Consider the following 21,957-nt stretch of genomic DNA (forward strand, 5'->3'; position numbering starts at 1 on the left):
TGGCCTGCGCCTCAGTCCTCGAATCGCGGGACTACCCGTGCCTGATCGATGCTTTCGATGGGAAAGCAGTATTCCTCGCCGTCGAGCTGCAGCAAGACCTCGTCTTCCTCGATACCGGCCAGCAACCCCTGGAACTTGCGCCGTCCGTCGAAGGCCACGCGCAGTTTCAGTGCTACCTCGTGCCCAGCGTAGCGAGCGAACTGATCGAGGGTGTAGAGCGGACGATCCATCCCCGGTGACGACACCTCCAGGCGATACTCGCCCGGGATGGGATCCTCCACGTCGAGCACGGCACTGACCTGACGGCTCACGTCGGCGCAGTGGTCCACGCTCACACCGTCGGCATGATCAATGTAGATCACCAACTGGGAGTGCTTGCCCTGGGGGCGATACTCGATGCCCCAGAGCTCGAATCCCATGGCGGTGACCACCGGTTCGATCAGCGCATGCAGCGCAGCGTCCTTGAGTGCCACAGAAAAAGCTCCTACAGCCGTTGCATCAGGCACCTGGCCGGGAGTGAACAGGAAAGCTAGGTGGCTGATTGGCATTGCCCGGATAAGCACTGCCGACCCATGCCGGCAGTAAGCTGCTAACAAAAAGCCCCTTCGCAGGAAGGGGCCTTTCACAAGAAACCTGTAGTACCACTTTCGCCACTCTGCATCCCTTATAGGAACACCTGGCTGAAAATGGTAGCGGGGACCGGATTTGAACCGATGACCTTCGGGTTATGAGCCCGACGAGCTACCAGACTGCTCCACCCCGCAACATTCCAGGTCGGCGATTGTAGGCGTGGAAAGCGCTTGCGTCAAGGAGACTTGCGCTAACACGGACCTGCAATCTTCCTGGTGCCAATCCTGCTTCTGACGACTCACGACCCCATTGGGCTCGCAGCGTTTCAGATGGTGCCGAAGGCGGGACTTGAACCCGCACGACCTTACGGTCACTACCCCCTCAAGATAGCGTGTCTACCAATTCCACCACTTCGGCTTGCTTGACTGCCGGAAGCGCGACTCAGTCGCCGCTTTCCTCCAGCACTGGCGCGGTATTATCCACGTCGCGGGCTTCATCGTCAAGCGTTGGCAAGCCGCGCTGCTGTTCGATCAGGCGCGCATCGGGAATTCCCGCTTCCGGCGCCTGCCCGGCCTGGGTGGCGAAGTAGGCCAGTGTCAGCGAAGTGGCGAAGAAGGCCGCCGCCAGCACCGCCGTGGTGCGCGAAAGAAAACTGCCGGTCCCGCGCGAGCCGAATACGGTCTGCGAGGCACCGCCACCGAAGGCGGCACCGGCTTCGGCGCCCTTGCCCTGCTGAAGCAGGATGAGAACGACCAGGGCGACGGCAATCGCCACATGGATCATGAGAATGGCAACTTGCATGAGTTCAACCTGCTGACTGACAAATGGCTAGGAAATCGTCGACCTTGAGCGAAGCACCGCCCACCAGGCCGCCGTCGATGTCGGGCTGAGCCAGCAGCTCAGCCGCGTTGTCGGCATTCATGCTGCCGCCGTAGAGCAGACGCAGGCCCGCCGCTAGAGCACGATCATAGCCGGCCTGGTATTCGCGAATACCGGCCATGACCTCCTGGGCCTGCTCGGGCGTGGCCGTGCGGCCGGTACCGATCGCCCAGACCGGTTCGTAAGCGATGACGACACGCTCACGCTGATCGGGCTCCAGCCGGGCCATCACATAGCCCACCTGACGCAGCACCACTTCCATGGTCTTGCCGGCATCGCGCTCTTCCAGCGTCTCGCCCACGCACAGAATCGGGGTTATCCCCACGTTCAGCGCGGCCAGCAACCGGTCGAGCACGGCCTCGTCATCCTCGCGATAGAGCTGACGACGCTCGGAGTGGCCCGCGAGGGCGTATTCCACGCCGAACTCCTTGAGCATGCGCCCGCTCACCTCGCCGGTGCGGGCACCGGAGTGCAGCGGGTTCAAGGTTTGCGCCCCCAGGCGGATCGGCGTGCCATCGAAGGCGCGCCGGGCCGCGTCCAGATAGGGAAAAGGCGGCAGAACGACCACGTCCAGCGACGCCGGGAGCGTCTTTTCGGCGAAACGCTGACCGAACTCCTCGACCAGCGCGGCCGAACCGTTCATCTTCCAGTTCCCGGCAATCAGCGGCGTGCGCATGCTGCATCCTCTTTCAAAGTGGAGCGAAATGGTATAGGAGGTGCCTAGTCAAGACAACCGTTGCGGCGGTTGTCAACCCAACTCTCCCTCGACCTGAGCGGCCAGGCGCTGCGCCAACCCCTCGACGTCGAGATGCGCGCGCCCTTCGACCATGACGCGAATCAGCGGCTCGGTGCCCGAAGGGCGCAGCAGTACGCGTCCCTCGTCGCCCAGCTCCGCCTCCGCCTCGGCCACGGCATCCTTGACGGCCGGGCTCGCCATCAGCGCCTTGGCATCGCTGCCCGGCGTCAGGCGCACGTTGACCAGTACCTGCGGCACCTTCTCCAGCCCGGCGAGCAGCGTGTGCAGAGGCTTACCCTCGCTGATCATGATCGCCAGCACCTGCAGCGCCGAGACGATACCGTCACCGGTGCTCTGCACGTCGGCGCAGACGATGTGACCGGACGACTCGCCGCCCAGCTGCCAGTCATTGGCCAGCAGGCGCTCCACCACGTAGCGGTCGCCGACCTTGGCACGCTCGAAGGGAATGCCCATGTTCTCGAGCGCCATGGCCAGGCCAAAGTTGGTCATCAGGGTGCCGACCACGCCGCCCACCAGCTGGCCGCGCTGATGGCGGTCGCGGGCGATCAGGTAGAGGATGTCGTCGCCATCGATCTCGCGACCGTCGGCATCGACCATCAGCACCCGGTCACCGTCGCCGTCGAAGGCGATGCCCAGGTCGGCGCTCTGTTGAATCACCGCCGCCCGCAGGGAGGCCGGCGAGGTGGAACCGACGTCACGGTTGATGTTGAGGCCGTCGGGGCTGGCCCCGACCAGGCTGACCTCGGCACCCAGCTCGCGGAACACGCTGGGCGCAATGTGGTAGGTGGCGCCATGGGCACAGTCGAGCACCATGCGCAGCCCGTGCAAGCTGACCCGGTTGGGAATGGTCGACTTGCAGAATTCGATGTAGCGACCGGCCGCGTCGTCGATGCGCATCGCCTTGCCCAGCCTGTCCGCCGCCACCGTGGTCAGCGGCTCGTCCAGCATCGCCTCGATACGCTCTTCGAGCTCATCGGCAAGCTTGGTACCCGCGGTGGAGAAGAACTTGATGCCGTTGTCGGCAAAGGGGTTGTGCGACGCCGAAATGACGATACCGGCATCGGCGCGGAAGGTGCGCGTGAGATAGGCGATCGCCGGGGTGGGCATCGGACCGAGCAGCGCCACGTCGACGCCGGCGGCGGAGAGGCCCGCCTCCAGGGCCGATTCGAACATGTAACCCGAGATGCGCGTGTCCTTGCCGATCAGGACTCGTGCGCGCCCCGACTCACGGGCCAGCACCCGCCCCATGGCCCAGCCCAGCTTGAGCATGAAATCCGGCGTAATGGGGTACTCGCCGACCGTCCCACGAATGCCATCCGTACCAAAGTATTTTCTAGTCATTCTCGCAGCCTTCCCTAAGCACGGCCCAGGTCATGTTCACCGCATCCATGGCAGGGCCAACGTCATGGACGCGCAGGATACGTGCGCCGCGCTCGATCGCCAGCGACGCCAGCGCCAGCCCGCCGGGCAGACGCTCCTCCACCGGCCGTCCCAGCACCTTGCCGATCATGCTCTTGCGCGACATGCCCACCAGCAGCGGCAGCTCGAGTTCGGCCAAGCGCTCCATGCGGTTGAGCAGGCGCAGATTGTGCTCCACGGTCTTGCCGAAGCCGAAGCCGGGGTCGAGCAGCAGCCGCTCACGACGCAGCCCCGCGGCCTCGCAGGCCGCCACCCGGGCGGCGAGGAATCCGGCCACCGCCTCCTCGATAGGCTCATCGTAGTGGGGCGCCTGCTGCATGTCGCGTGGTTCGCCCTGCATGTGCATCAGGCACACCGGCAGGCCGGTACCGACTGCCGCCTCCAGCGCACCCTCGCGCTGCAGGGCGCGCACGTCGTTGAGCATACCGGCGCCCAGCTGAGCGACCTCGCGCATCACGTCGGGATTGCTGGTATCCACCGACACCAGCGCATCGAGTTCGCACACCAGCCGCTCGACCACCGGCGCCACGCGGTCCAGTTCCTCCTGCGTGGCCACCGGCTGCGAGCCGGGGCGGGTCGATTCGCCGCCCACATCGATGATCGCCGCGCCCTCAGCCAGCATGCGCTCGGCGTGACGCAGGGCATCGTCGATGGCGACATGGCGGCCGCCGTCGGAGAAGGAGTCGGGAGTGACGTTGAGAATCCCCATCACGCGGGGGTAGGAGAGGTCCAGACGATGCCGCCCACACGGCAGCCAAATCGCTGAAGGAGAATCTGTCATGTCATGCATCCTGTGACATGGGTCGGGTCAGGTCGCCCCACGGCAAAGGCGCCCCGGTGGGGCGCCTGTGTCGGCATCGCGGCTCACGATCCGGCGGGACCGCCCAGCGGATCGGAGGGACGGCGGCGAGGCTCGTCGTCCTCATCCTCGTCACCGTGGTCTCCGCCATCGCCGCCGTCGCCACTGCTATCGGTCGGCTGCGGTGCCGGCTCCGCTTCGGGCTTGGGCTCTGCCTCGCCGCTTACTGGCGCGCCGGTGCCCGAGTCACCGTCTTCCCAGTCCTTGGGCGGACGCGGCGTACGGCCTTCCATGATGTCCTTGAGCTGATCGGCGTCGATGGTCTCGTACTGCATCAGCGCTTCGGCCATGGCGTCGAGCTTGTCGCGGTTTTCCTCGAGGATCTGCTTGGCCTTGGCGTAGCACTCGTCGATGACCTTGCGCACCTCCTTGTCGAGCTTGGAGACGGTCTCGCCGGACTTCAGCTTGCCGCCGCCCTGGCCCGGGCCGCCGAGGAACTGATGCGACTCGTCCTCGTCGTACATGATCGGGCCCATCTCCTCGGAGAGGCCCCACTTGGCGACCATGTTGTGGGCCAGCTCGGTAGCGCGCTTGATGTCGTTGGAAGCCCCGGTGGTGACACCGTTCGGCCCCAGGGTCATCTCCTCGGCGATACGGCCGCCGAACAGCGAGCAGATCTGACTGAGGATCTGCTGACGCGACAGGCTGTAGCGATCCTGCTCGGGCAGGAACATGGTCACACCCAGGGCACGACCGCGCGGAATGATGGTGACCTTGTAGACCGGGTCGTGCTCCGGCATCACCAGACCGATGATGGCGTGGCCCGACTCGTGGTAGGCGGTGTTGAGCTTTTCCTTGTCGGTCATGACCATGGAGCGGCGCTCGGCGCCCATCATGATCTTGTCCTTGGCCAGCTCCAGCTCTTCCATGCCCACCAGGCGCTTGTTGCGCCGCGCGGCGAACAGCGCCGCCTCGTTGACCAGGTTGGCCAGGTCGGCACCGGAGAAGCCGGGGGTACCGCGGGCGATCAGTGACGGCTTGACGTCGTCGGCCAGCGGCACCTTGCGCAGGTGCACGTTGAGGATATGCTCACGGCCGCGGATGTCGGGCAGCGGCACCACCACCTGACGGTCGAAGCGGCCCGGACGCAGCAGCGCCGGGTCGAGCACGTCGGGACGGTTGGTGGCGGCGATGACGATGATGCCCTCGTTGGCCTCGAAGCCGTCCATCTCCACCAGCAGCTGGTTCAGCGTCTGCTCGCGCTCGTCGTTGCCGCCGCCCATGCCGGCGCCGCGCGAGCGGCCCACGGCGTCGATCTCGTCGATGAAGATGATGCAGGGGGCCTGCTTCTTGGCCTGTTCGAACATGTCGCGCACGCGGGACGCACCCACGCCGACGAACATTTCGACGAAGTCGGAGCCGGAGATCGAGAAGAACGGCACCTTGGCCTCGCCGGCGATGGACTTGGCCAGCAGCGTCTTACCGGTACCCGGCGGCCCCACCATCAGTACGCCGCGGGGAATGGTGCCGCCCAGACGCTGGAACTTGGAGGGGTCGCGCAGGAAGTCGACCAGCTCCTCGACCTCTTCCTTGGCCTCGTCGCAGCCGGCGACGTCGGCGAAGGTGGTCTTGATCTGATCCTGGGAGAGCAGCTTGGCCTTGGACTTGCCGAAGCTCATCGGCCCGCCCTTGCCGCCGGCGCCACCCTGCATCTGGCGCATGAAGAACATGAAGATGGCGAGAATCAGGAGGATCGGGAAGCTGGCGATCAACAGCCGGGTCCACAGGCTCTGCTCCTGCGGCTCGCGACCTATCACGGTGACGTTATGGGTGAGCAGGTCGTCGATCAGCTTGGGATCTTCCGCCGCCGGACGGATGGTCTGGAACTGCGAGCCGTCGGCGCGCTCGCCGGTGATCCGGTAGCCGTCGATGGTCACGCTGCGGACCTGCTGGTTCTGCACCTGCTGGACGAACTGGGAATAGTTCATCGTCTGCGGTGTCGTATCGACGGTGAAATTGTTGAACACCGTCAGCAGCACTGCCGCGATGACCAACCAGAGGATCAGATTCTTCGCCATATCATTCAAGGGTCTACCCTCATTGCAAGCTACTCTCGGCCAACGATGCCTGGCTCTAAGACCACGAATGGAGCGGCCATGTTCCGCCTCGCGGGCCGCACCCGCGCCACCACACACTGTGGCACAGTTGGGCGGCCATGTCTGGTCATGGAGCTGTTAGTCTTAAGCTATTGTCGATCGCCCAGGGACGGCACCGCCGCACCCTGGCTCGTGTCGTCGGGCCGAGCCGCGGCTCAGCCCCGAAATCCGTCTGCCAGCAGGTAGACCTCGCGCGAACGGGCGCGGGATGCCTCCGGCTTGCGCGTCACCACCTTGGTAAAGCTCTCACGCAGCTCCTTCAGGTAGGCATCGAAGCCTTCGCCCTGGAACACCTTGGCCAGGAAGCGACCGCCGGGGCGCAGGGTCTGGCGCGCCAAGTCCAGCGCCAGCTCCACCAGGTACATGGCCTGGGGTTGGTCGATGGCGCTCATACCACTCATATTGGGGGCCATGTCGGACATAACAAGGTCCACCGGCCTGCCATCGAGGGTGGCGAGTATCGCCTCCAGCACGGCCTCCTCGGTGAAGTCGCCCTGAATGAACTCGACGCCGGCCAGGGCATCCATCTCGAGGATGTCCGAGGCGATCACCATGCCTTCAGGACCCACGCGGTCGGCCGCCACCTGACTCCAGCCGCCCGGGGCCGCGCCCAGGTCGATCACGCTCATGCCGGGCTTGAACAACCGGTCCTTCTCGTCGAGCGCCAGCAGCTTGTAGCTGGCACGGGAGCGATAGCCGTCCTGCCAGCTCTGCTGCACGAAACGGTCGTCGAAGTGCTCCTTGAGCCAGCCGGCGCTGCTCTTGCTGGCATTGCTCTTGCTGGCATTGCTCTTGCCGGCGCTGCCCTTGCTGGCACTGCCTTTGCTGACACCAGGCTGCTGACGGCGCGAGCCGTCGGATGCGCCGTTGCGGGACGAGGAAGTGGATCGAGCCACACGATCACCTTGACTGAAGACGCCGAGCGGAGCGCAGACATGCCGGCCCGGTTCGGTGTGATGCAGAGCTGGACGAGGGCCCGGCGGGCCTTGCCATGCTTTCGCCGGCGCGCATTTCACCGTACCATGACAGGTTACGCGCAACCGGGAAGACGCAAGATACCATGAGCTTGTCACAGGCACAAAAGAAAGCATTTCGCAGCATCGGCCACCATCTCAACCCGGTGGTGACGGTGTCGGAGAACGGTGTCTCCGAGGGCGTGCTGGCGGAACTCGACCGGGCGCTGTCCGATCACGAGCTGATCAAGGTCAAGCTGGCCCTGCCGGAGCGCGACGACCGCGCCGCCATGCTCGAGGAGCTGCTGGCGGCCAGCGGCGCCGAGCGCGTGCAGACCATCGGCAAGATGGCACTGCTCTACCGCAAGAGCCCCCAGGCCAACCCGAAGCTCTCCAACGTCAAGCGCTTCGAGAACCACCACGGTCGGCACTGAAGCAAGCCGCAGAGGCAAGGCCCAAAAAGAGCCAAGGCCTAAAAAAACAAGCCCGCGACATGATGTCGCGGGCTTTTTCGTACCGGCCCGGGCTGGACTGAACTCAGCTGGGCTCAGCGGTGATCGACGCTGGAAATCTCGTACTCGACCTCGCCGCCCGGCGTGCTGACCACCACCACGTCGCCCTCTTCCTTGCCGATTAGAGCACGGGCAATGGGTGAAGTGACGGAGATCTTGCCGGCCTTGATGTCGGCTTCGTCCTCGCCGACGATCTGGTAGCTGACCTCCTCGTCGTTGCCGAGATTGATCAGCTCCACGGTGACACCGAAGATCACCTTGCCGGTCTGCGGCAACTTGGCCACATCGATCACCTGGGCGTTGGAGAGCTTGCTCTCGATCTCCTGGATACGCCCCTCGATGAAGCCCTGCTGCTCACGCGCCGCATGGTACTCGGCGTTCTCCTTGAGATCGCCATGCTCACGGGCTTCAGCGATGGCCGCGATCACCTTGGGCCGCGCCTCGCTCTTGAGCTCCTCGAGTTCCTTGCGCAGGCGTGCTTCGCCGGCAACGGTCATCGGGACCTTGTTCATTGCGTTGCTCCTGCATGCAGTTCCTGTAACCGCCGCACCGTGATCTCGTTGCCATATTCCAGTGCCATGCAAACGGCACTGGCCCCTGCCAACGTAGTGGCATAGGGCACCTTGCGGGCCAGTGCGGTGCGGCGGATCACCGAAGAGTCGTTGATCGCCTGGCGACCCTCGGTGGTATTGACGATATAGGCGATGTCGTCGTTCTTGAGCAGATCGACGATATGCGGACGACCTTCATAGACCTTGTTGACGACTTCCACCTCGAGGCCGGCGGCTTCGAGGGCTGCGGCGGTGCCGCGAGTCGCGCACAGGGTGAACCCCAATCCTAGCAGAGAACGGGCGATCTCGATAACTCCCGCCTTGTCCGGTTCACGTACCGAGAGGAACGCCTTACGCTCGCCTTCGAGCTTGGGAATCGCCTCGCCGGCACCCAGCTGCGCCTTGTAGAAGGCCTCGGCAAAGGTTTCGCCCGAGCCCATCACCTCGCCGGTGGACTTCATCTCCGGCGACAGGATCGGGTCGACGCCGGGGAACTTGTTGAACGGGAACACCGCCTCCTTGACGCTGTAGAAGTGCGGCACGATCTCGCGGGTGAAGCCCTGCTCGACCAGGCTCTTGCCGGCCATGCAGCGTGCGGCGATCTGGGCCAGCGAGGTGCCGATGCACTTGGAGACGAAGGGCGCGGTGCGCGAGGCGCGCGGGTTGACCTCGATGACGTAGATCTCGCCGTCCTGCCACGCCAGCTGCACGTTCATCAGGCCCACCACGCCGAGCTCGACGGCCATGCGCTTGACCTGATCGCGCATCTCGTCCTGCACCTCGGCGGGCAGCGAATAGGGCGGCAGCGCACAGGCGGAGTCGCCGGAGTGCACGCCGGCCTGCTCGATGTGCTGCATGATGCCGCCGATTACCACTTCGTGGCCGTCGGAAACGGCATCGATGTCGATCTCGATGGCAGCATTGAGGAAGTGGTCGAGCAGCACCGGCGAGTCGTTGGAGACCTTGACCGCGTGGGTCATGTAGTTCTCCAGCTCGTCGGCGGAGTAGACGATCTCCATGGCACGACCGCCGAGCACGTAGCTCGGCCGCACCACCAGCGGGTAGCCGATCGCCTCGGCCTTGGCGAAGGCCTCGTCGAAGCTGCGCGCGGTGGCGTTGGGCGGCTGCTTGAGGCCCAGCTTGTCTATCATCTGCTGGAAACGCTCGCGGTCCTCGGCACGGTCGATGGCGTCCGGGGTGGTGCCGATGATCGGCACGCCGGCGGCCTCGAGCTCACGGGCGAGCTTGAGCGGGGTCTGGCCGCCGAACTGCACGATCACGCCGACCGGCTGCTCCTTGTCGGCGATCTCCAGCACGTCCTCCAGGGTCACCGGTTCGAAGTAGAGGCGGTCGGAGGTGTCGTAGTCGGTGGAGACGGTCTCCGGGTTGCAGTTGACCATGATGGTCTCGTAGCCGTCGTCGCGCATGGCGAAGGCGGCGTGGACGCAGCAGTAGTCGAACTCGATGCCCTGACCGATGCGGTTGGGCCCGCCGCCCAGCACCATGATCTTCTGACGGTCGCTGACCTCGGCCTCGCACTCCTCCTCATAGGTGGAGTACATGTAGGCGGTGTCCGAGGCGAACTCGGCGGCACAGGTGTCGACGCGCTTGTAGACCGGGCGGATGCCGGCCTTCTGGCGGGTCTTGCGGAATTCCTTCTCGGAAACGCCGAGCAGCTTGGCCAGGCGCGCGTCGGAGAAGCCCTTGCGCTTGAGACGGAACAGCTCCTGGGCGCTGAACTCTGAGAGCGAGCGCTTGGCCACGTCCTGCTCGATACGCACCAGTTCCTCGAGCTGGACCAGGAACCAGGGGTCGATATTGGTCAGGGTGAAGATCTCTTCCACGCTCAGGCCGGCGCGCATGGCGTCGGCGATGTAGAAGATGCGCTCGGCGCCGGCGGCCTGCAGCTCACCCTTGATGTGCTGCATCGCCTCTTCGGTGAACTCGCTCACCTTGGGGTCGAGGCCGTCATTGCCGGTCTCGAGCCCGCGCAGCGCCTTCTGCAGCGACTCCTGGAAGGTACGCCCGATGGCCATCACCTCGCCCACCGACTTCATCTGGGTGGTGAGGCGGTCGTTGGCCTGGGGGAACTTCTCGAAGGTGAAGCGCGGAATCTTGGTGACCACGTAGTCGATGGAGGGCTCGAACGAAGCCGGGGTGCGGCCGCCGGTGATGTCGTTGGAGAGCTCGTCCAGGGTGTAGCCCACCGCCAGCTTGGCGGCGATCTTGGCGATCGGGAAGCCGGTGGCCTTGGAGGCCAGCGCCGAGGAGCGCGACACCCGCGGGTTCATCTCGATGACCACCATGCGCCCGGTCTTGGGGTCGACGCCGAACTGCACGTTGGAGCCGCCGGTCTCGACGCCGATCTCGCGTAGCACCGCAAGCGATGCGTCGCGCATGATCTGGTATTCCTTGTCGGTCAGCGTCTGCGCCGGGGCCACGGTGATGGAGTCGCCGGTATGCACGCCCATGGGGTCGAAGTTCTCGATCGCGCAGACGATGATGCAGTTGTCGTTCTTGTCACGAACGACCTCCATCTCGTACTCCTTCCAGCCCAGCAGCGACTCGTCGATCAGCAGCTCCTTGGTGGGCGAGAGGTCGAAGCCACGATCGCAGATCTCCTCGAACTCCTCCTTGTTGTAGGCCACGCCGCCGCCGGAGCCGCCCATGGTGAAGGAGGGGCGGATGATCACCGGGAAGCCGAGCTCGGCCTGGATCTCCCAGGCCTCTTCCATGGAGTGGGCGACCTTGGCCCGCGGGCACTCCAGTCCGATGTTCTTCATCGCCTTGTCGAAGCGGTCGCGGTCTTCGGCCTTGTCGATGGTGTCGGCGTTGGCGCCGATCATCTCCACGCCGTACTTCTCGAGCACGCCGTGCTTGTCGAGCGCCAGCGCACAGTTCAGCGCGGTCTGGCCGCCCATGGTGGGCAGGATGGCGTCGGGGCGCTCGGCCTCGATGATCTTCTCCACCGCCTGCCAGGTGATCGGCTCGATATAGGTGGCGTCGGCCATCACCGGGTCGGTCATGATGGTGGCCGGGTTGGAGTTGACCAGGATGACCCGGTAGCCCTCCTCACGCAGCGCCTTGCAGGCCTGGGCGCCGGAGTAGTCGAATTCGCACGCCTGGCCGATGACGATGGGGCCGGCGCCAATGATCAGGATGCTGTTTATGTCGGTACGCTTGGGCATGTCGGTTCCCGCGGCTGGATTCGTTGATAGCAGGCGATAAGACGAAGGCGGCGCCGCTCAGCGGCGCTCACGCATCATCGTCACGAAGCGGTCGAACAGCGGCGACACGTCGCGCGGTCCGGGGCTCGCTTCCGGGTGGCCCTGGAAGCTGAAGGCCGGGCGGTCGGTCAGCTCGATGCCCTGCAGCGTGCCGTCGAACAGCGAACGGTGAATGGCGCGCACGTTGCCCGGCAGGCTCGCCTCGTCGACGGCGAAGCCGTGGTTCTGGCTGGTGATCATCACGTGGCCGCTGTCGAGATCCTGCACCGGGTGGTTGGCACCGTGGTGGCCGTGGTTCATCTTCACCGTCTTGGCACCGGCGGCCAGGGCCAGCAGCTGATGGCCGAGGCAGATGCCGAACACCGGCACGTTGGTCTCGAGAATCTCCTGGATCGCCTTGATGGCGTAGTCGCAGGGGGCGGGGTCGCCGGGACCGTTGGCCAGCAGGATGCCGTCCGGATTGCGCGCCAGCACGTCGCTGGCCGGGGTCTGCGCCGGCACCACGGTGAGGCGACAGCCGCGGGAGGCCAGCATGCGCAGGATGTTGTACTTCACGCCGTAGTCGTAGACCACCACGTGGAAGGGGCGCTCGCTGCCACTGGCATCGACGTTACCCTGGCCCAGCACCCACTCTGCCTCGTTCCACTCGTAGGCCTGCTTGCAGCTGACTTCCTTGGCCAGATCCATGCCCTTGAGCCCGGGGAACGCCCGCGCCGCGGCCAGCGCACGCTCGACGGCGTCTTCGCCCTCGGCCTCCCGCCCCGCCAGGATGGCGCCGTTCTGGGCCCCCTTGTCGCGCAGGATGCGGGTCAGGCGGCGGGTGTCGATATCGGCGATGCCGAGCACGTTCTGGCTCTTGAGGTAGTCGGAGAGCGACTGCTCGGAGCGGAAGTTGCTGGCGATGAGCGGCAGGTCGCGGATCACCAGGCCGGCGGCGGCGATCGAGCCCGACTCGACGTCTTCGGCGTTGACGCCGGTGTTACCGATGTGCGGGTAGGTCAGGGTCACGATCTGTCGGGTGTAGGAGAGATCGGTGAGGATCTCCTGATAGCCGGTCATGGCTGTATTGAACACCACCTCGCCGCTGGTCTGCCCATCGGCGCCGATGGCGGTGCCGTGAAACACGCTGCCGTTTTCCAGGGCCAATATCGCGGGTCTGCTCAATGCGGGGCTGTTCAAGACAAGGTCCTCCCATGCTGGTGCGAGCCTGAGGGGCGCAGGCTCGGCGGCTATCGTCGCGGCGACAGATTTGGCTCGTAAAAAAGCGGGACGAAGCCGATGGAACCGGTTTCATCCCGCTTGTTGTCTCTGTTTGCTCGGGGCTGGCCACGCAACAAGCGCGCAGTTGGACTGCTGTATTTCAGGCGCCCGGCCAAAATTTTGGAGATGTTACAGGAAATGGCGCTCAGCGGCTACCCCCATCGGGCAGTCCAGAGCAGTTGGCGATGTCCTCGGGACTACCCCGTCGACAGCTCCCTCTCTCCTTTTTTCAACCTGTCCCCGGCGTCTCGCGTGGCTTGCCCTGCGCTTACAGGCCCAACACGTCCTGCATGCCGTAACGTCCATTACTCTGGTCGGCGACCCAGCGCGCCGCCCTCACCGCGCCCTTGGCGAAGGTCATGCGGCTCGAGGCCTTGTGGGTGATCTCGATGCGCTCGCCCTCGGTGGCGAACATCACCGTGTGCTCGCCGACGATGTCGCCGGCGCGCACCGTGGCGAAACCGATCTCCTTGGGGTCCCGCGGCCCGCACTGGCCGACACGCTCGAACACGCCGTGCTCCTTGAGCGTGCGCCCCAGCGCCTCGGCCACCACCTCGCCCATCTTCAGCGCGGTGCCGGAGGGCGCGTCGACCTTGTGCCGGTGGTGAGCCTCGATCACCTCGATGTCGTAGCCCTCGTCGCCCAGCGCCCGGGCCGCAGTCTCGAGCAGCTTGAGGGTCAGGTTCACTCCGACGCTCATGTTGGGGGCGAAGACGAAGGGCAGCCGCTCGCGATAGCCGTCAAGCTCGGCCAGCTCGTCGTCGGCAAGTCCGGTGGTGCCGATCACCATGCGCTTGCCGTGCGCCGCGCAGAAGGACAGGTTGGCCAGCGTGACCTGGGGGGCGGTGAAGTCGATCAACACGTCGAAGTCGTCGACGATGGCCTCGAGGGAGTCCACCGCGGCGACGCCCAGCTTGCCGAGCCCCGCCAACTCGCCGATATCGGCCCCAACCAGCGAACTGCCCGGCTCGACGATACCGCCGGCCAGGGTGGCGCCGGCATCCTCCTGCACGGCGTTGACCAGGGTGCGGCCCATGCGGCCGGCGACACCGACGATGGCGATACGGGTCATGCGGACTCCTGCGAAAGCTGACGAGTGGGAATCGAAGCAGTATATCAGAGCATCGACCGGGCTGGCCGGGCGCTTGGGCAGCGGCGGCGGAATCGCCCACACTGGGCATGACGCCCCCACACAAGGAACGCCATGTCTGAGCCGATGCCGCCCGACACCACCCGCGTAGCCGCCTTGGTCGAGCTGCTCGAACGACATCCGCGCGTGCTGCTCACCGGCCCACCCGGCAGCGGCAAGAGCACCCTGGCACGAAGCGCGGCGGCGGCCCTGGCCGAACGCGGCCAGGTGTGTCGTTGCCTGGCCGCCGACCCCGGTCTGCCCGGCTTCGGCCCGCCCGGCGCCGTATGCCTGGGGCACTGGGATGAGCGCCTGGGGCGCTGGGATGCGCGCCTGGGCGACTGGCAGCTGGAAGCCATCGAGGCACTGGCCACGCTGGACAGCGCCCGCTTCCGCCTGCCGCTGATAGAAGCCGTACGCCGCATGGTCGCACGGCTCGACGCGACGCCGCTGCTCATCGACGCTCCTGGCGTGGAGCGCGGTATCGGCGGCGCCGAGCTGCTGCCGGCACTGGCCAACGCCGGCCGGGTGAGTGCCGTGGTACGCCTGGCGCCGGCGCAGGAGCGCGATCCGTATCCACATGAGCGCTCCGCCCTTGGCCTGGCGACGCTGAACCTGCCCGCGCACCCTCAGGCGCGCCACCCCGGCAAACAGCTGCGCCGCCAGTGGCGCACCGGCGCCTGGGACGCCTATCTCGACGGCGCCGAGACGCGGGAACTCGACCTGTCGGCGCTGATCATCGTCGGCGCCCCGCCGCCCGGCGATGCTCCTCATGCCTGGCCAGGACGCCAGGTCGGCCTGCTCGATGCCGCCGGGACGAGCCTGGCCATGGGCGAAGTCATCGCTGTGGAGAGCCATCGGCTCAGCGTGCGCACTCCGCCCCTGACGAACACGCCGCGCACCCTGGTCATTCGCGATGCCCGGCGCAACGCCGAGGGTCAGCTCGGCACGGCGCGCCCCCATCCTCGCCCCTCGTCGACCGCATCCGGCGAAGAGCCGACGCTCTCGACTACCCCTCAGGAAAACACCACCGGCCCCCGCCCGACGCTGCGCTTCAATGGACTGCGCGCCACGCTGGTCAACGGCGTATTCGGCGACCCGCTGCTGCATCTGCGCCTGCGCCACCGCAAGCGCAGCCTGCTGTTCGACCTGGGCGACCCCGGCCGACTACCGGCGCGGCTGGCCCACCAGATCAGCGACGTCTTCATCAGCCACGCCCACGTCGACCATGTCGGCGGTTTCCTGTGGCTGCTGCGCTCACGCATCGGCGACTATCCGGCCTGCCGTGTCTACGGCCCGCCCGGGCTCGCCACTCACTTGGATGGTTTTCTGCGCGGCATCCTGTGGGACCGGGTCGAGGAGAAGGCGCCCCGCTTCGAGGTCTTCGAGCTGCACGGCGAGCGCCTGGCCCACTATCGCCTCGTTGCCGGGCAGCCGATGCAGGTACTCTCCCCACGCGAGGTGGATGGCGGCGTGATCCACGCCGAGCCCGGCTTTCGCGTGCGCGCCGCCACGCTGGATCACGGCACCCCGGTGCTGGCCTTCGCCTACGAGCCGGCGACGCAGCTCAAGGTGCGCAAGGAGTGCCTGGACGCCCACGGCTGGGCGCCCGGCCCCTGGCTCGGCGAGCTCAAGCAGCGCGCGCTGGAAGGCAACGCAGACGAGATTGCCCTGCCCGACGGCAGCCGGCACTCCGTCGTCGAACTGGCCGAGCAACTGCTGTTCGCGCAGCCGGGCCAGCGCCTGGTCTATGCCACCGACTTCGGCGACACGCCGGAAAACCGCGAGCGCCTAGGTGCGCTTGCCCACGGCGCCGAGGTGCTGTTCTGCGAGGCTTCGTTTCGTGAAGACCAGGCCGAGCAGGCCCGGCTTACCGGCCATCTGACCGCCCGCGCCTGCGGTGAAATCGCCGCCGCGGCCGGGGTCGGCCAGCTGGTGCCGTTCCACTTCTCGCGCCGTCACGTGGAGGACGTGAGCGAGCTCTACGCCGAAATTCGCCGCCATTTTGCGCGGCTGGCCGCGACGCCAGGTAGCGAAGCCACGGATGACGACAAGCTGGATTAACGGGCCGCTTTGCCATCCTGACACAGCAGCAGCCCGATGGCGGCGAGCACCAGAGCGCTGCCCGGCAGCCAGTGCCAGCCGAGCTGCTCGGGGGCGTTGACGAATAGCAGCAGCATGGAGACGAAGGGCACCATGTAGCCGTAGGCGGTCACGGCTCCCGGCGTGAGCACCGAGGTAGCGCGCTGCATCAGCCAGAAGGTGAGCGCACTGGAGAAGAGCCCGAGATAGACCACCAGAGCCAGATCCTGCCAGCGCATGGTAACGAGCTGCGTGGCGGGTTCGATGGCGAGTCCCAGCAGGCCGATGGCGATGCCGCCCAGCCCCAGGCTCCAGAAGGTGCGTACCGCCGCCGACTCTGGCAGCCACTCCCGCGCCAGCCCCCATTTGCTCAGCACCGGATAGAGCGCCGACGACACGCAGCCGAGGAAGAACACCGCCTCGCCGACCCCCACCCGCATGCCTTCGCCGTGGCTGCGGGCCTCAGCGAAGGCGAGCGCCAGTGCCCCAGCAGCTCCCAGCGCGAGAATGGCCGGCAGCTGCCAGCCCAACCGCTCGACGCGAAAACCGAGCCCCAGCAGGTAGGCCAGCAGCGGCACGGTGACGTAGAGGGTGGCCATGGAGAGCGCGGTGGCGTGATGGGCGGCCCAGAACATGGCGCCGAAGAAACCGGCCAGGCACAGCCCCATCAGGGTGTAGAGCGGCAACACCCGCCAGGGCGGGAGGAAGTCGGACGAGCGCCGCGCCAGCCACCACAGCCCGGCACAGGCGATGGCAAAACGCAGGGCGGTGAGCGACAGCGGCGGCAGCTCGCTCATCAGCCCCACGGCGGGAAACGACAGCCCCACCAGCAGGGCCCACAGCAGCATGCCGAGGTGGGCCAGGCGGAGCGACGTCGGCGCGCTCAATTTTCCCAGACGATAGCCAGTTCCTCGTCGCCCGCCATACGCTGCAGGTGGGAATCCACCACGCCCTCGAGCTGATCGAGCACCTCTTCGTCCAGCGCCTCGATGGCTACCAGCAGCTTGCCCGGCTCGACGCGCATCACACAGGAGCCGCCCTCGAACGCCACGCGACTCTGCTCCTCGCCCTGCTCCACCTCCAGCTTGTGCGCCCAGTGCTTGCACAGCCGGTTCATCACCCTCGCCCCGGATTCGGTGGCGATCACCGCACGCGACATCGGCATAGCAACGATCTCCATTCGTATCTGAGCCAACAGACTAAGACGCCGGAGCGGGTTGGCGCCAGCCCCGATGCACAGCGCAGGGCGGAACGCTGGGTTCGAAGGAACCGTTCACGCCGAAAACGCAAAAGCCCCCGACACCGCCAGGGCTCGGGGGCTTTCGTGGCGCAGTTCCGCCTTACGGCTTCATGTCTTCGAAAAACTTCTTCACGCCGTCGAAGAAGCCGCTCTTCTTCGGCGAGTGGTGAGCGCTGTTGCTGCCCCCCAGGCTCTCCTGAAGCTGGCGCAGCAGCGCCTTCTGGTCTTCGCTGAGGTTGACCGGGGTCTCCACCACCACCTTGCACAGCAGGTCGCCGGGGGGGCCCCCGCGAACCGGCTTGACGCCCTTGCCGCGCAGGCGGAACAGCTTGCCGGTCTGGGTCTCGGGCGGAATCTTGAGCTTGACCCGGCCATCCAGGGTGGGCACTTCGAGCTCGCCACCGAGTGCGGCATCGACGAAGTTGATCGGCACCTCGCACTGCAGGTGCTTGCCGTCGCGCTGGAAGATACGGTGTGGCTTTATCGCCACCTGCACGTAGAGATCGCCGGGCGGGCCGCCGTTGATGCCGGACTCGCCCTCGCCGTTGAGACGAATGCGGTCGCCGGTATCGACCCCAGCGGGAATCTTCACCGACAGGGTGCGGGTCTCACGCACACGGCCTTCACCGTGGCACTTGTGACACGGCACCTTGATGTGCACGCCGCTGCCGTGACAGGTGGGACAGGTCTGCTGCACGGCGAAGAAGCCCTGCTGCATGCGCACCTGACCCAGGCCGTTACAGGTGGGGCAGGTCTCCTTGGTGGAGCCCGGCTCGGCGCCCTCGCCGTCGCAGCGGCTGCACTCCACGTGACGCGGCACGCGAATGTCCACCGTGGTGCCGGCCACCGCGCTCTCGAGATCGAGCTCGAGGTTGTAGCGAAGGTCGCTGCCGCGCTGCGGCGCATGGGGGCTGCGCCGACCGCCGCCGCCACCGAAGATGTCGCCGAACACGTCGCCGAAGATGTCGCTGAAGCCGCCGGCACCCGCACCGCCGAAGCCGCCAGCGCCGAAACCTCCGGCCTGTCCGTCTACGCCGGCATGGCCGAACTGGTCGTAGGCGGCACGCTTCTCGTTGTCGGAGAGGATCTCGTAGGCCTCGGAGACCTCGCGAAACTTCTCGGCGGCCTTGTCATCGTCCGGGTTACGGTCCGGATGATACTTCTGCGCCAGCCGCCGGTAGGCCTTCTTGATCTCTTTGGTGTCGGTCCCTCGTTCGACACCGAGCACCTCGTAATAATCGCGTTTGGACATGGGTCCATGCGCCTCCTGGTCTAGGCAGTGCTGCCCGATCCGCGGAAACGGCAACGCGGGAGTCGTCCCCCCGCGCTACCGTCGTCCGTGGCATCGCCTTGGCGATTACTGCTTCTTCTGATCGTCGTTGACTTCTTCGTACTCGGCGTCGACCACGTCGTCTTCCTGCTTGGCACCGGCCTCCTGGCCCTCGCCACCGGCCTGCTGGGCGGCCTCGGCCTGGGCGGCATACATCTTCTGCGCCAGGTTACCGGAGAGCTCGGTCAGCTTGTCCAGCTTGGCCTGGATGTCGTCCTTGTCGTCGCCCTTGAGCGCTTCCTCGAGTTCGGAGGCGGCCGTCTCGATGGCCTGCTTCTCCTCGTCGGTGCCATGCTCGCCGGCTTCCTGCACGGTCTTGCGCGCGGCGTGGACCATGCCGTCGGCCTGGTTGCGCAGCGCCACCAGCTCCTCGAACTTCTTGTCCTCGTCGGCGTGGGCCTCGGCGTCGCGCACCATCTGCTCGATCTCTTCATCGGTCAGACCGCTGGAGGCCTTGATGACGATCGACTGCTCCTTGCCGGTGGCCTTGTCCTTGGCGGACACGTTGAGGATGCCGTTGGCGTCGAGGTCGAAGGCCACCTCGATCTGCGGCACGCCGCGCGGCGCCGGCGGAATGTCGGCCAGGTCGAAGCGGCCCAGCGACTTGTTCTGGCCAGCCTGCTTGCGCTCACCCTGAAGCACGTGAATGGTCACGGCAGTCTGGTTGTCATCCGCGGTCGAGAAGGTCTGGGTCTTCTTGGTCGGGATGGTGGTGTTCTTCTCAATCAGCGGAGTCATCACGCCGCCCAGGGTCTCGATACCCAGGGTCAGCGGAGTGACGTCGAGCAGCAGCACGTCCTTGACGTCGCCGCCCAGCACGCCGCCCTGGATCGCCGCACCCACGGCCACGGCCTCATCCGGGTTGACGTCCTTGCGCGCTTCCTTGCCGAAGAAGTCAGCAACCTTCTTCTGCACCAGCGGCATGCGGGTCTGGCCGCCGACCAGGATCACGTCGTCGATCTCGGAAGCGGACAGGCCGGCGTCGGACAGCGCGGTCTTGCACGGCCCCAGCGAGCGCTGCACCAGCTCTTCCACCAGCGACTCCAGCTTGGCCCGGGTCACCTTCACGTTGAGGTGCTTGGGCCCGGTGTTGTCGGCGGTGATATAGGGCAGGTTGACGTCGGTCTGCTGCGCGCTGGAAAGCTCGATCTTGGCCTTCTCGGCGGCTTCCTTGAGGCGCTGCATGGCCAGGTTGTCGCCGGACAGGTCGATGCCGCTGTCGGCCTTGAACTGATCGACCAGGTAGTTGATCAGCGCCATGTCGAAGTCTTCACCACCGAGGAAGGTGTCGCCGTTGGTGGCCAGCACCTCGAACTGGGTCTCGCCGTCGACGTCGGCCACCTCGATGATGGAGATGTCGAAGGTACCGCCGCCCAGGTCGTACACGGCGATGGTCTTGTCGCCGCGCGACTTGTCCATGCCGTAGGCCAGCGCCGCCGCGGTGGGCTCGTTGATGATGCGCTTGACTTCGAGACCGGCGATACGACCGGCGTCCTTGGTGGCCTGACGCTGGCTGTCGTTGAAGTAGGCCGGCACGGTGATCACCGCCTCGGTGACCGGCTCGCCCAGGTAGTCCTCGGCGGTCTTCTTCATCTTCTTCAGCACTTCGGCGCTGACCTGCGGCGGTGCCAGCTTCTTGTCCTTCACCTGCACCCAGGCGTCGCCGTTGTCGGCCTCGGTGATGCCGTAGGGCACCATCTTGATGTCCTTCTGCACCACGTCATCCTTGAAGCGACGACCGATCAGGCGCTTGATGGCGTACAGGGTGTTCTGCGGGTTGGTCACCGCCTGGCGCTTGGCCGACTGCCCCACCAGAATCTCGCCATCATCGGTATAGGCGATGATGGAAGGCGTGGTGCGGGCACCTTCGGCGTTCTCGATCACCTTGGCGCTGTCGCCGTCGAGCACGGCCACACAGGAGTTGGTGGTCCCCAGGTCAATACCGATGATGCGTCCCATAGGAAATCCTCGAAAATTCGTTTGCCTTGAATCCATCGCTGCGGCAGTTGCCGCGGTTGACGTCTATCTGGGGGCGCCGGGTGGCTTTTCAAGCCCCGCCCCCGTTTTCATTCGCTAGGCCTCAGCCGGTGGCCTGACTGACCACCACCATGGCCGGACGCACCAGGCGCCCGTTGAGCAGGTAGCCCTTCTGGATCACTTCCATCACGCTATTGGGCTCGAGCTCGGGGTTGGGCACCATGGCCATCGCTTCGTGGAACTTCGGGTCGAACGGCTCGCCGGCCGGCTCGACCGTTTCGACGCCGAACTTGGCCAGCACGTCCTGCTGCATCTTCAGCGTCATGGCCACGCCCTCGCGGTGAACATCGCTGGCGTCCTCGCCCATGGCGTCCAGCGCCTTCTCCAGGCTGTCGACCACCGGCAGCAGTTCCTTGACGAAGCGCTCCAGGGCGAACTTGCGCGCCTTCTCGGCCTCCTGCTCGGCGCGGCGCCGCACGTTCTGCGCTTCGGCGGCGGCGCGCAGCGCCTGGTCCTTGGCCTCGGCCAAGCTCTGCTCCAGCTCCTCGACCTGGGCTGCCAGCATGTCGGCCTCGGGGTTGTCGCTCACCTCCGTCGGCTCCTCGGAAGCCGCGGCGTCGTCCTCCACGAGGCTAGCCGCATCGTCCAGCTCGCCTTCCAGCGGCTCCGGACGGGCCTCTTTCTCGCGCCGCGCCAGCTCGTCGTCAAGCGGGGTCTGGGGTTCTTTAGCCATGCGCATCTCCTGAAGCAGCACCGGCCCAGCGAGGCCGGAAAGATTTCGAATCGGCAAATGCCTTGTAAGGTCTGCGGCCTATATGGGGGTCCTCGCCGCAAACTCAAGTGATCGGGCATCAACGATGGGGTCTGTTTTGCGCATGTGTTGTGAGCGAACCTCGACTACTGTATAAAAACGCAATAACGTGTATGGATATCCAGCTCACCAGGATACCGGCCGCCGGGAGGTCCCATGCTGACTCAGCTTGCCATTCGCGATTACGCCATCGTCGATACGCTCGATCTGGAGCTTGCCGGCGGCATGACCGCCATCACCGGCGAGACCGGCGCCGGCAAGTCGATCCTGCTCGGCGCCCTGGGGCTGTGCCTGGGCGAGCGCAG

Annotated in this window: 19 protein-coding genes and 2 tRNA genes; 3 read left to right on the plus strand and 18 right to left on the minus strand. The window is 66.0% G+C overall.

Annotation, left to right across the window (positions count from 1 at the left end):
• Positions 1–11: 11 nt before the first annotated feature.
• The 9 genes from rimP to rlmE all read right to left on the minus strand — a co-directional run bounded on the left by rimP (position 12) and on the right by rlmE (position 7,476).
• Entirely contained in the window at positions 12–473 is a 462-nt protein-coding gene (gene rimP / locus B8115_RS00160) for a ribosome maturation factor RimP (protein ID WP_010625701.1), read from the minus strand.
• Between the two features lie 214 nt (positions 474–687).
• Positions 688–764: transfer RNA gene (locus B8115_RS00165), tRNA-Met, on the minus strand.
• Positions 765–900: 136 nt separating this feature from the next.
• Positions 901–987, minus strand: a tRNA-Leu gene (locus tag B8115_RS00170).
• 24 nt (positions 988–1,011) lie between these two features.
• Positions 1,012–1,371: a preprotein translocase subunit SecG gene (gene secG / locus B8115_RS00175; RefSeq protein WP_010625702.1), complete on the minus strand. Its 360-nt coding sequence runs from the start codon at positions 1,369–1,371 to the stop codon at positions 1,012–1,014.
• Between the two features lie 4 nt (positions 1,372–1,375).
• Positions 1,376–2,125 (minus strand): triose-phosphate isomerase, encoded by a 750-nt coding sequence (gene tpiA, locus B8115_RS00180; RefSeq protein ID WP_010625703.1) that lies wholly within the window; start codon positions 2,123–2,125, stop codon positions 1,376–1,378.
• Positions 2,126–2,197: 72 nt separating this feature from the next.
• Positions 2,198–3,547, minus strand: a complete 1,350-nt coding sequence (gene glmM, locus B8115_RS00185; protein ID WP_026037776.1) for a phosphoglucosamine mutase — start codon at positions 3,545–3,547, stop codon at positions 2,198–2,200.
• The gene (gene folP, locus B8115_RS00190; protein WP_010625705.1) at positions 3,540–4,334 is read right to left on the minus strand and encodes a dihydropteroate synthase; all 795 of its coding nucleotides are present in this window, start codon (positions 4,332–4,334) and stop codon (positions 3,540–3,542) included. The genes glmM and folP overlap by 8 nt, the downstream gene beginning before the upstream one ends.
• Positions 4,335–4,489: 155 nt before the next feature.
• Complete coding sequence (gene ftsH / locus B8115_RS00195; RefSeq protein ID WP_026037778.1) at positions 4,490–6,511, minus strand: ATP-dependent zinc metalloprotease FtsH; 2,022 nt, start codon at positions 6,509–6,511, stop codon at positions 4,490–4,492.
• Between the two features lie 224 nt (positions 6,512–6,735).
• Positions 6,736–7,476, minus strand: coding sequence for a 23S rRNA (uridine(2552)-2'-O)-methyltransferase RlmE (gene rlmE / locus B8115_RS00200; protein WP_010625707.1), 741 nt, complete (start codon positions 7,474–7,476; stop codon positions 6,736–6,738).
• 164 nt (positions 7,477–7,640) lie between these two features.
• Here rlmE and yhbY point away from each other — a divergent pair, with 164 nt between their 5' ends.
• Positions 7,641–7,967: a ribosome assembly RNA-binding protein YhbY gene (yhbY, locus tag B8115_RS00205; protein WP_010625708.1), complete on the plus strand. Its 327-nt coding sequence runs from the start codon at positions 7,641–7,643 to the stop codon at positions 7,965–7,967.
• A 113-nt stretch (positions 7,968–8,080) separates the two neighbouring features.
• On the opposite strand, the gene greA is transcribed toward yhbY, so the two are convergent.
• The 4 genes from greA to dapB all read right to left on the minus strand — a co-directional run bounded on the left by greA (position 8,081) and on the right by dapB (position 14,155).
• On the minus strand, positions 8,081–8,557 hold the full coding sequence (gene greA / locus B8115_RS00210; protein ID WP_010625709.1) for a transcription elongation factor GreA: 477 nt from the start codon (positions 8,555–8,557) through the stop codon (positions 8,081–8,083).
• A complete protein-coding gene (carB, locus tag B8115_RS00215; RefSeq protein ID WP_010625710.1) occupies positions 8,554–11,784 on the minus strand; it encodes a carbamoyl-phosphate synthase large subunit in 3,231 nt (1,076 codons plus the stop codon). Before carB ends, greA begins: the two co-directional genes overlap by 4 nt.
• Positions 11,785–11,841: 57 nt before the next feature.
• Positions 11,842–12,987 (minus strand): glutamine-hydrolyzing carbamoyl-phosphate synthase small subunit, encoded by a 1,146-nt coding sequence (gene carA / locus B8115_RS00220; RefSeq protein WP_010625711.1) that lies wholly within the window; start codon positions 12,985–12,987, stop codon positions 11,842–11,844.
• Positions 12,988–13,351: 364 nt separating this feature from the next.
• Positions 13,352–14,155, minus strand: a complete 804-nt coding sequence (dapB, locus tag B8115_RS00225; protein WP_010625712.1) for a 4-hydroxy-tetrahydrodipicolinate reductase — start codon at positions 14,153–14,155, stop codon at positions 13,352–13,354.
• A gap of 132 nt (positions 14,156–14,287) precedes the next feature.
• On the opposite strand from dapB, the gene B8115_RS00230 reads away from it, so the two are divergent.
• Positions 14,288–16,276: an MBL fold metallo-hydrolase gene (locus B8115_RS00230; protein ID WP_010625713.1), complete on the plus strand. Its 1,989-nt coding sequence runs from the start codon at positions 14,288–14,290 to the stop codon at positions 16,274–16,276.
• Here B8115_RS00230 and B8115_RS00235 read toward each other — a convergent pair.
• The 5 genes from B8115_RS00235 to grpE form a co-directional block, all read right to left on the minus strand.
• Entirely contained in the window at positions 16,273–17,181 is a 909-nt protein-coding gene (locus B8115_RS00235; RefSeq protein ID WP_010625714.1) for a DMT family transporter, read from the minus strand. The two genes, B8115_RS00230 and B8115_RS00235, sit on opposite strands and share 4 nt — an antisense overlap.
• Entirely contained in the window at positions 17,178–17,459 is a 282-nt protein-coding gene (locus B8115_RS00240; RefSeq protein ID WP_010625715.1) for a DUF2218 domain-containing protein, read from the minus strand. The genes B8115_RS00235 and B8115_RS00240 overlap by 4 nt, the downstream gene beginning before the upstream one ends.
• Before the next feature lie 175 nt (positions 17,460–17,634).
• The gene (dnaJ, locus tag B8115_RS00245; protein WP_010625716.1) at positions 17,635–18,786 is read right to left on the minus strand and encodes a molecular chaperone DnaJ; all 1,152 of its coding nucleotides are present in this window, start codon (positions 18,784–18,786) and stop codon (positions 17,635–17,637) included.
• A gap of 105 nt (positions 18,787–18,891) precedes the next feature.
• On the minus strand, positions 18,892–20,823 hold the full coding sequence (gene dnaK / locus B8115_RS00250) for a molecular chaperone DnaK (RefSeq protein WP_010625717.1): 1,932 nt from the start codon (positions 20,821–20,823) through the stop codon (positions 18,892–18,894).
• A gap of 121 nt (positions 20,824–20,944) precedes the next feature.
• On the minus strand, positions 20,945–21,574 hold the full coding sequence (gene grpE, locus B8115_RS00255; protein ID WP_010625718.1) for a nucleotide exchange factor GrpE: 630 nt from the start codon (positions 21,572–21,574) through the stop codon (positions 20,945–20,947).
• A gap of 234 nt (positions 21,575–21,808) precedes the next feature.
• Here grpE and B8115_RS00260 point away from each other — a divergent pair.
• On the plus strand, positions 21,809–21,957 hold a 149-nt coding region (locus B8115_RS00260; protein WP_010625719.1), incomplete at its 3' end, for an AAA family ATPase.

The sequence above is a fragment of the Halomonas sp. KM-1 genome (assembly GCF_000246875.1).
GTDB lineage: Bacteria > Pseudomonadota > Gammaproteobacteria > Pseudomonadales > Halomonadaceae > Halomonas > Halomonas aerodenitrificans.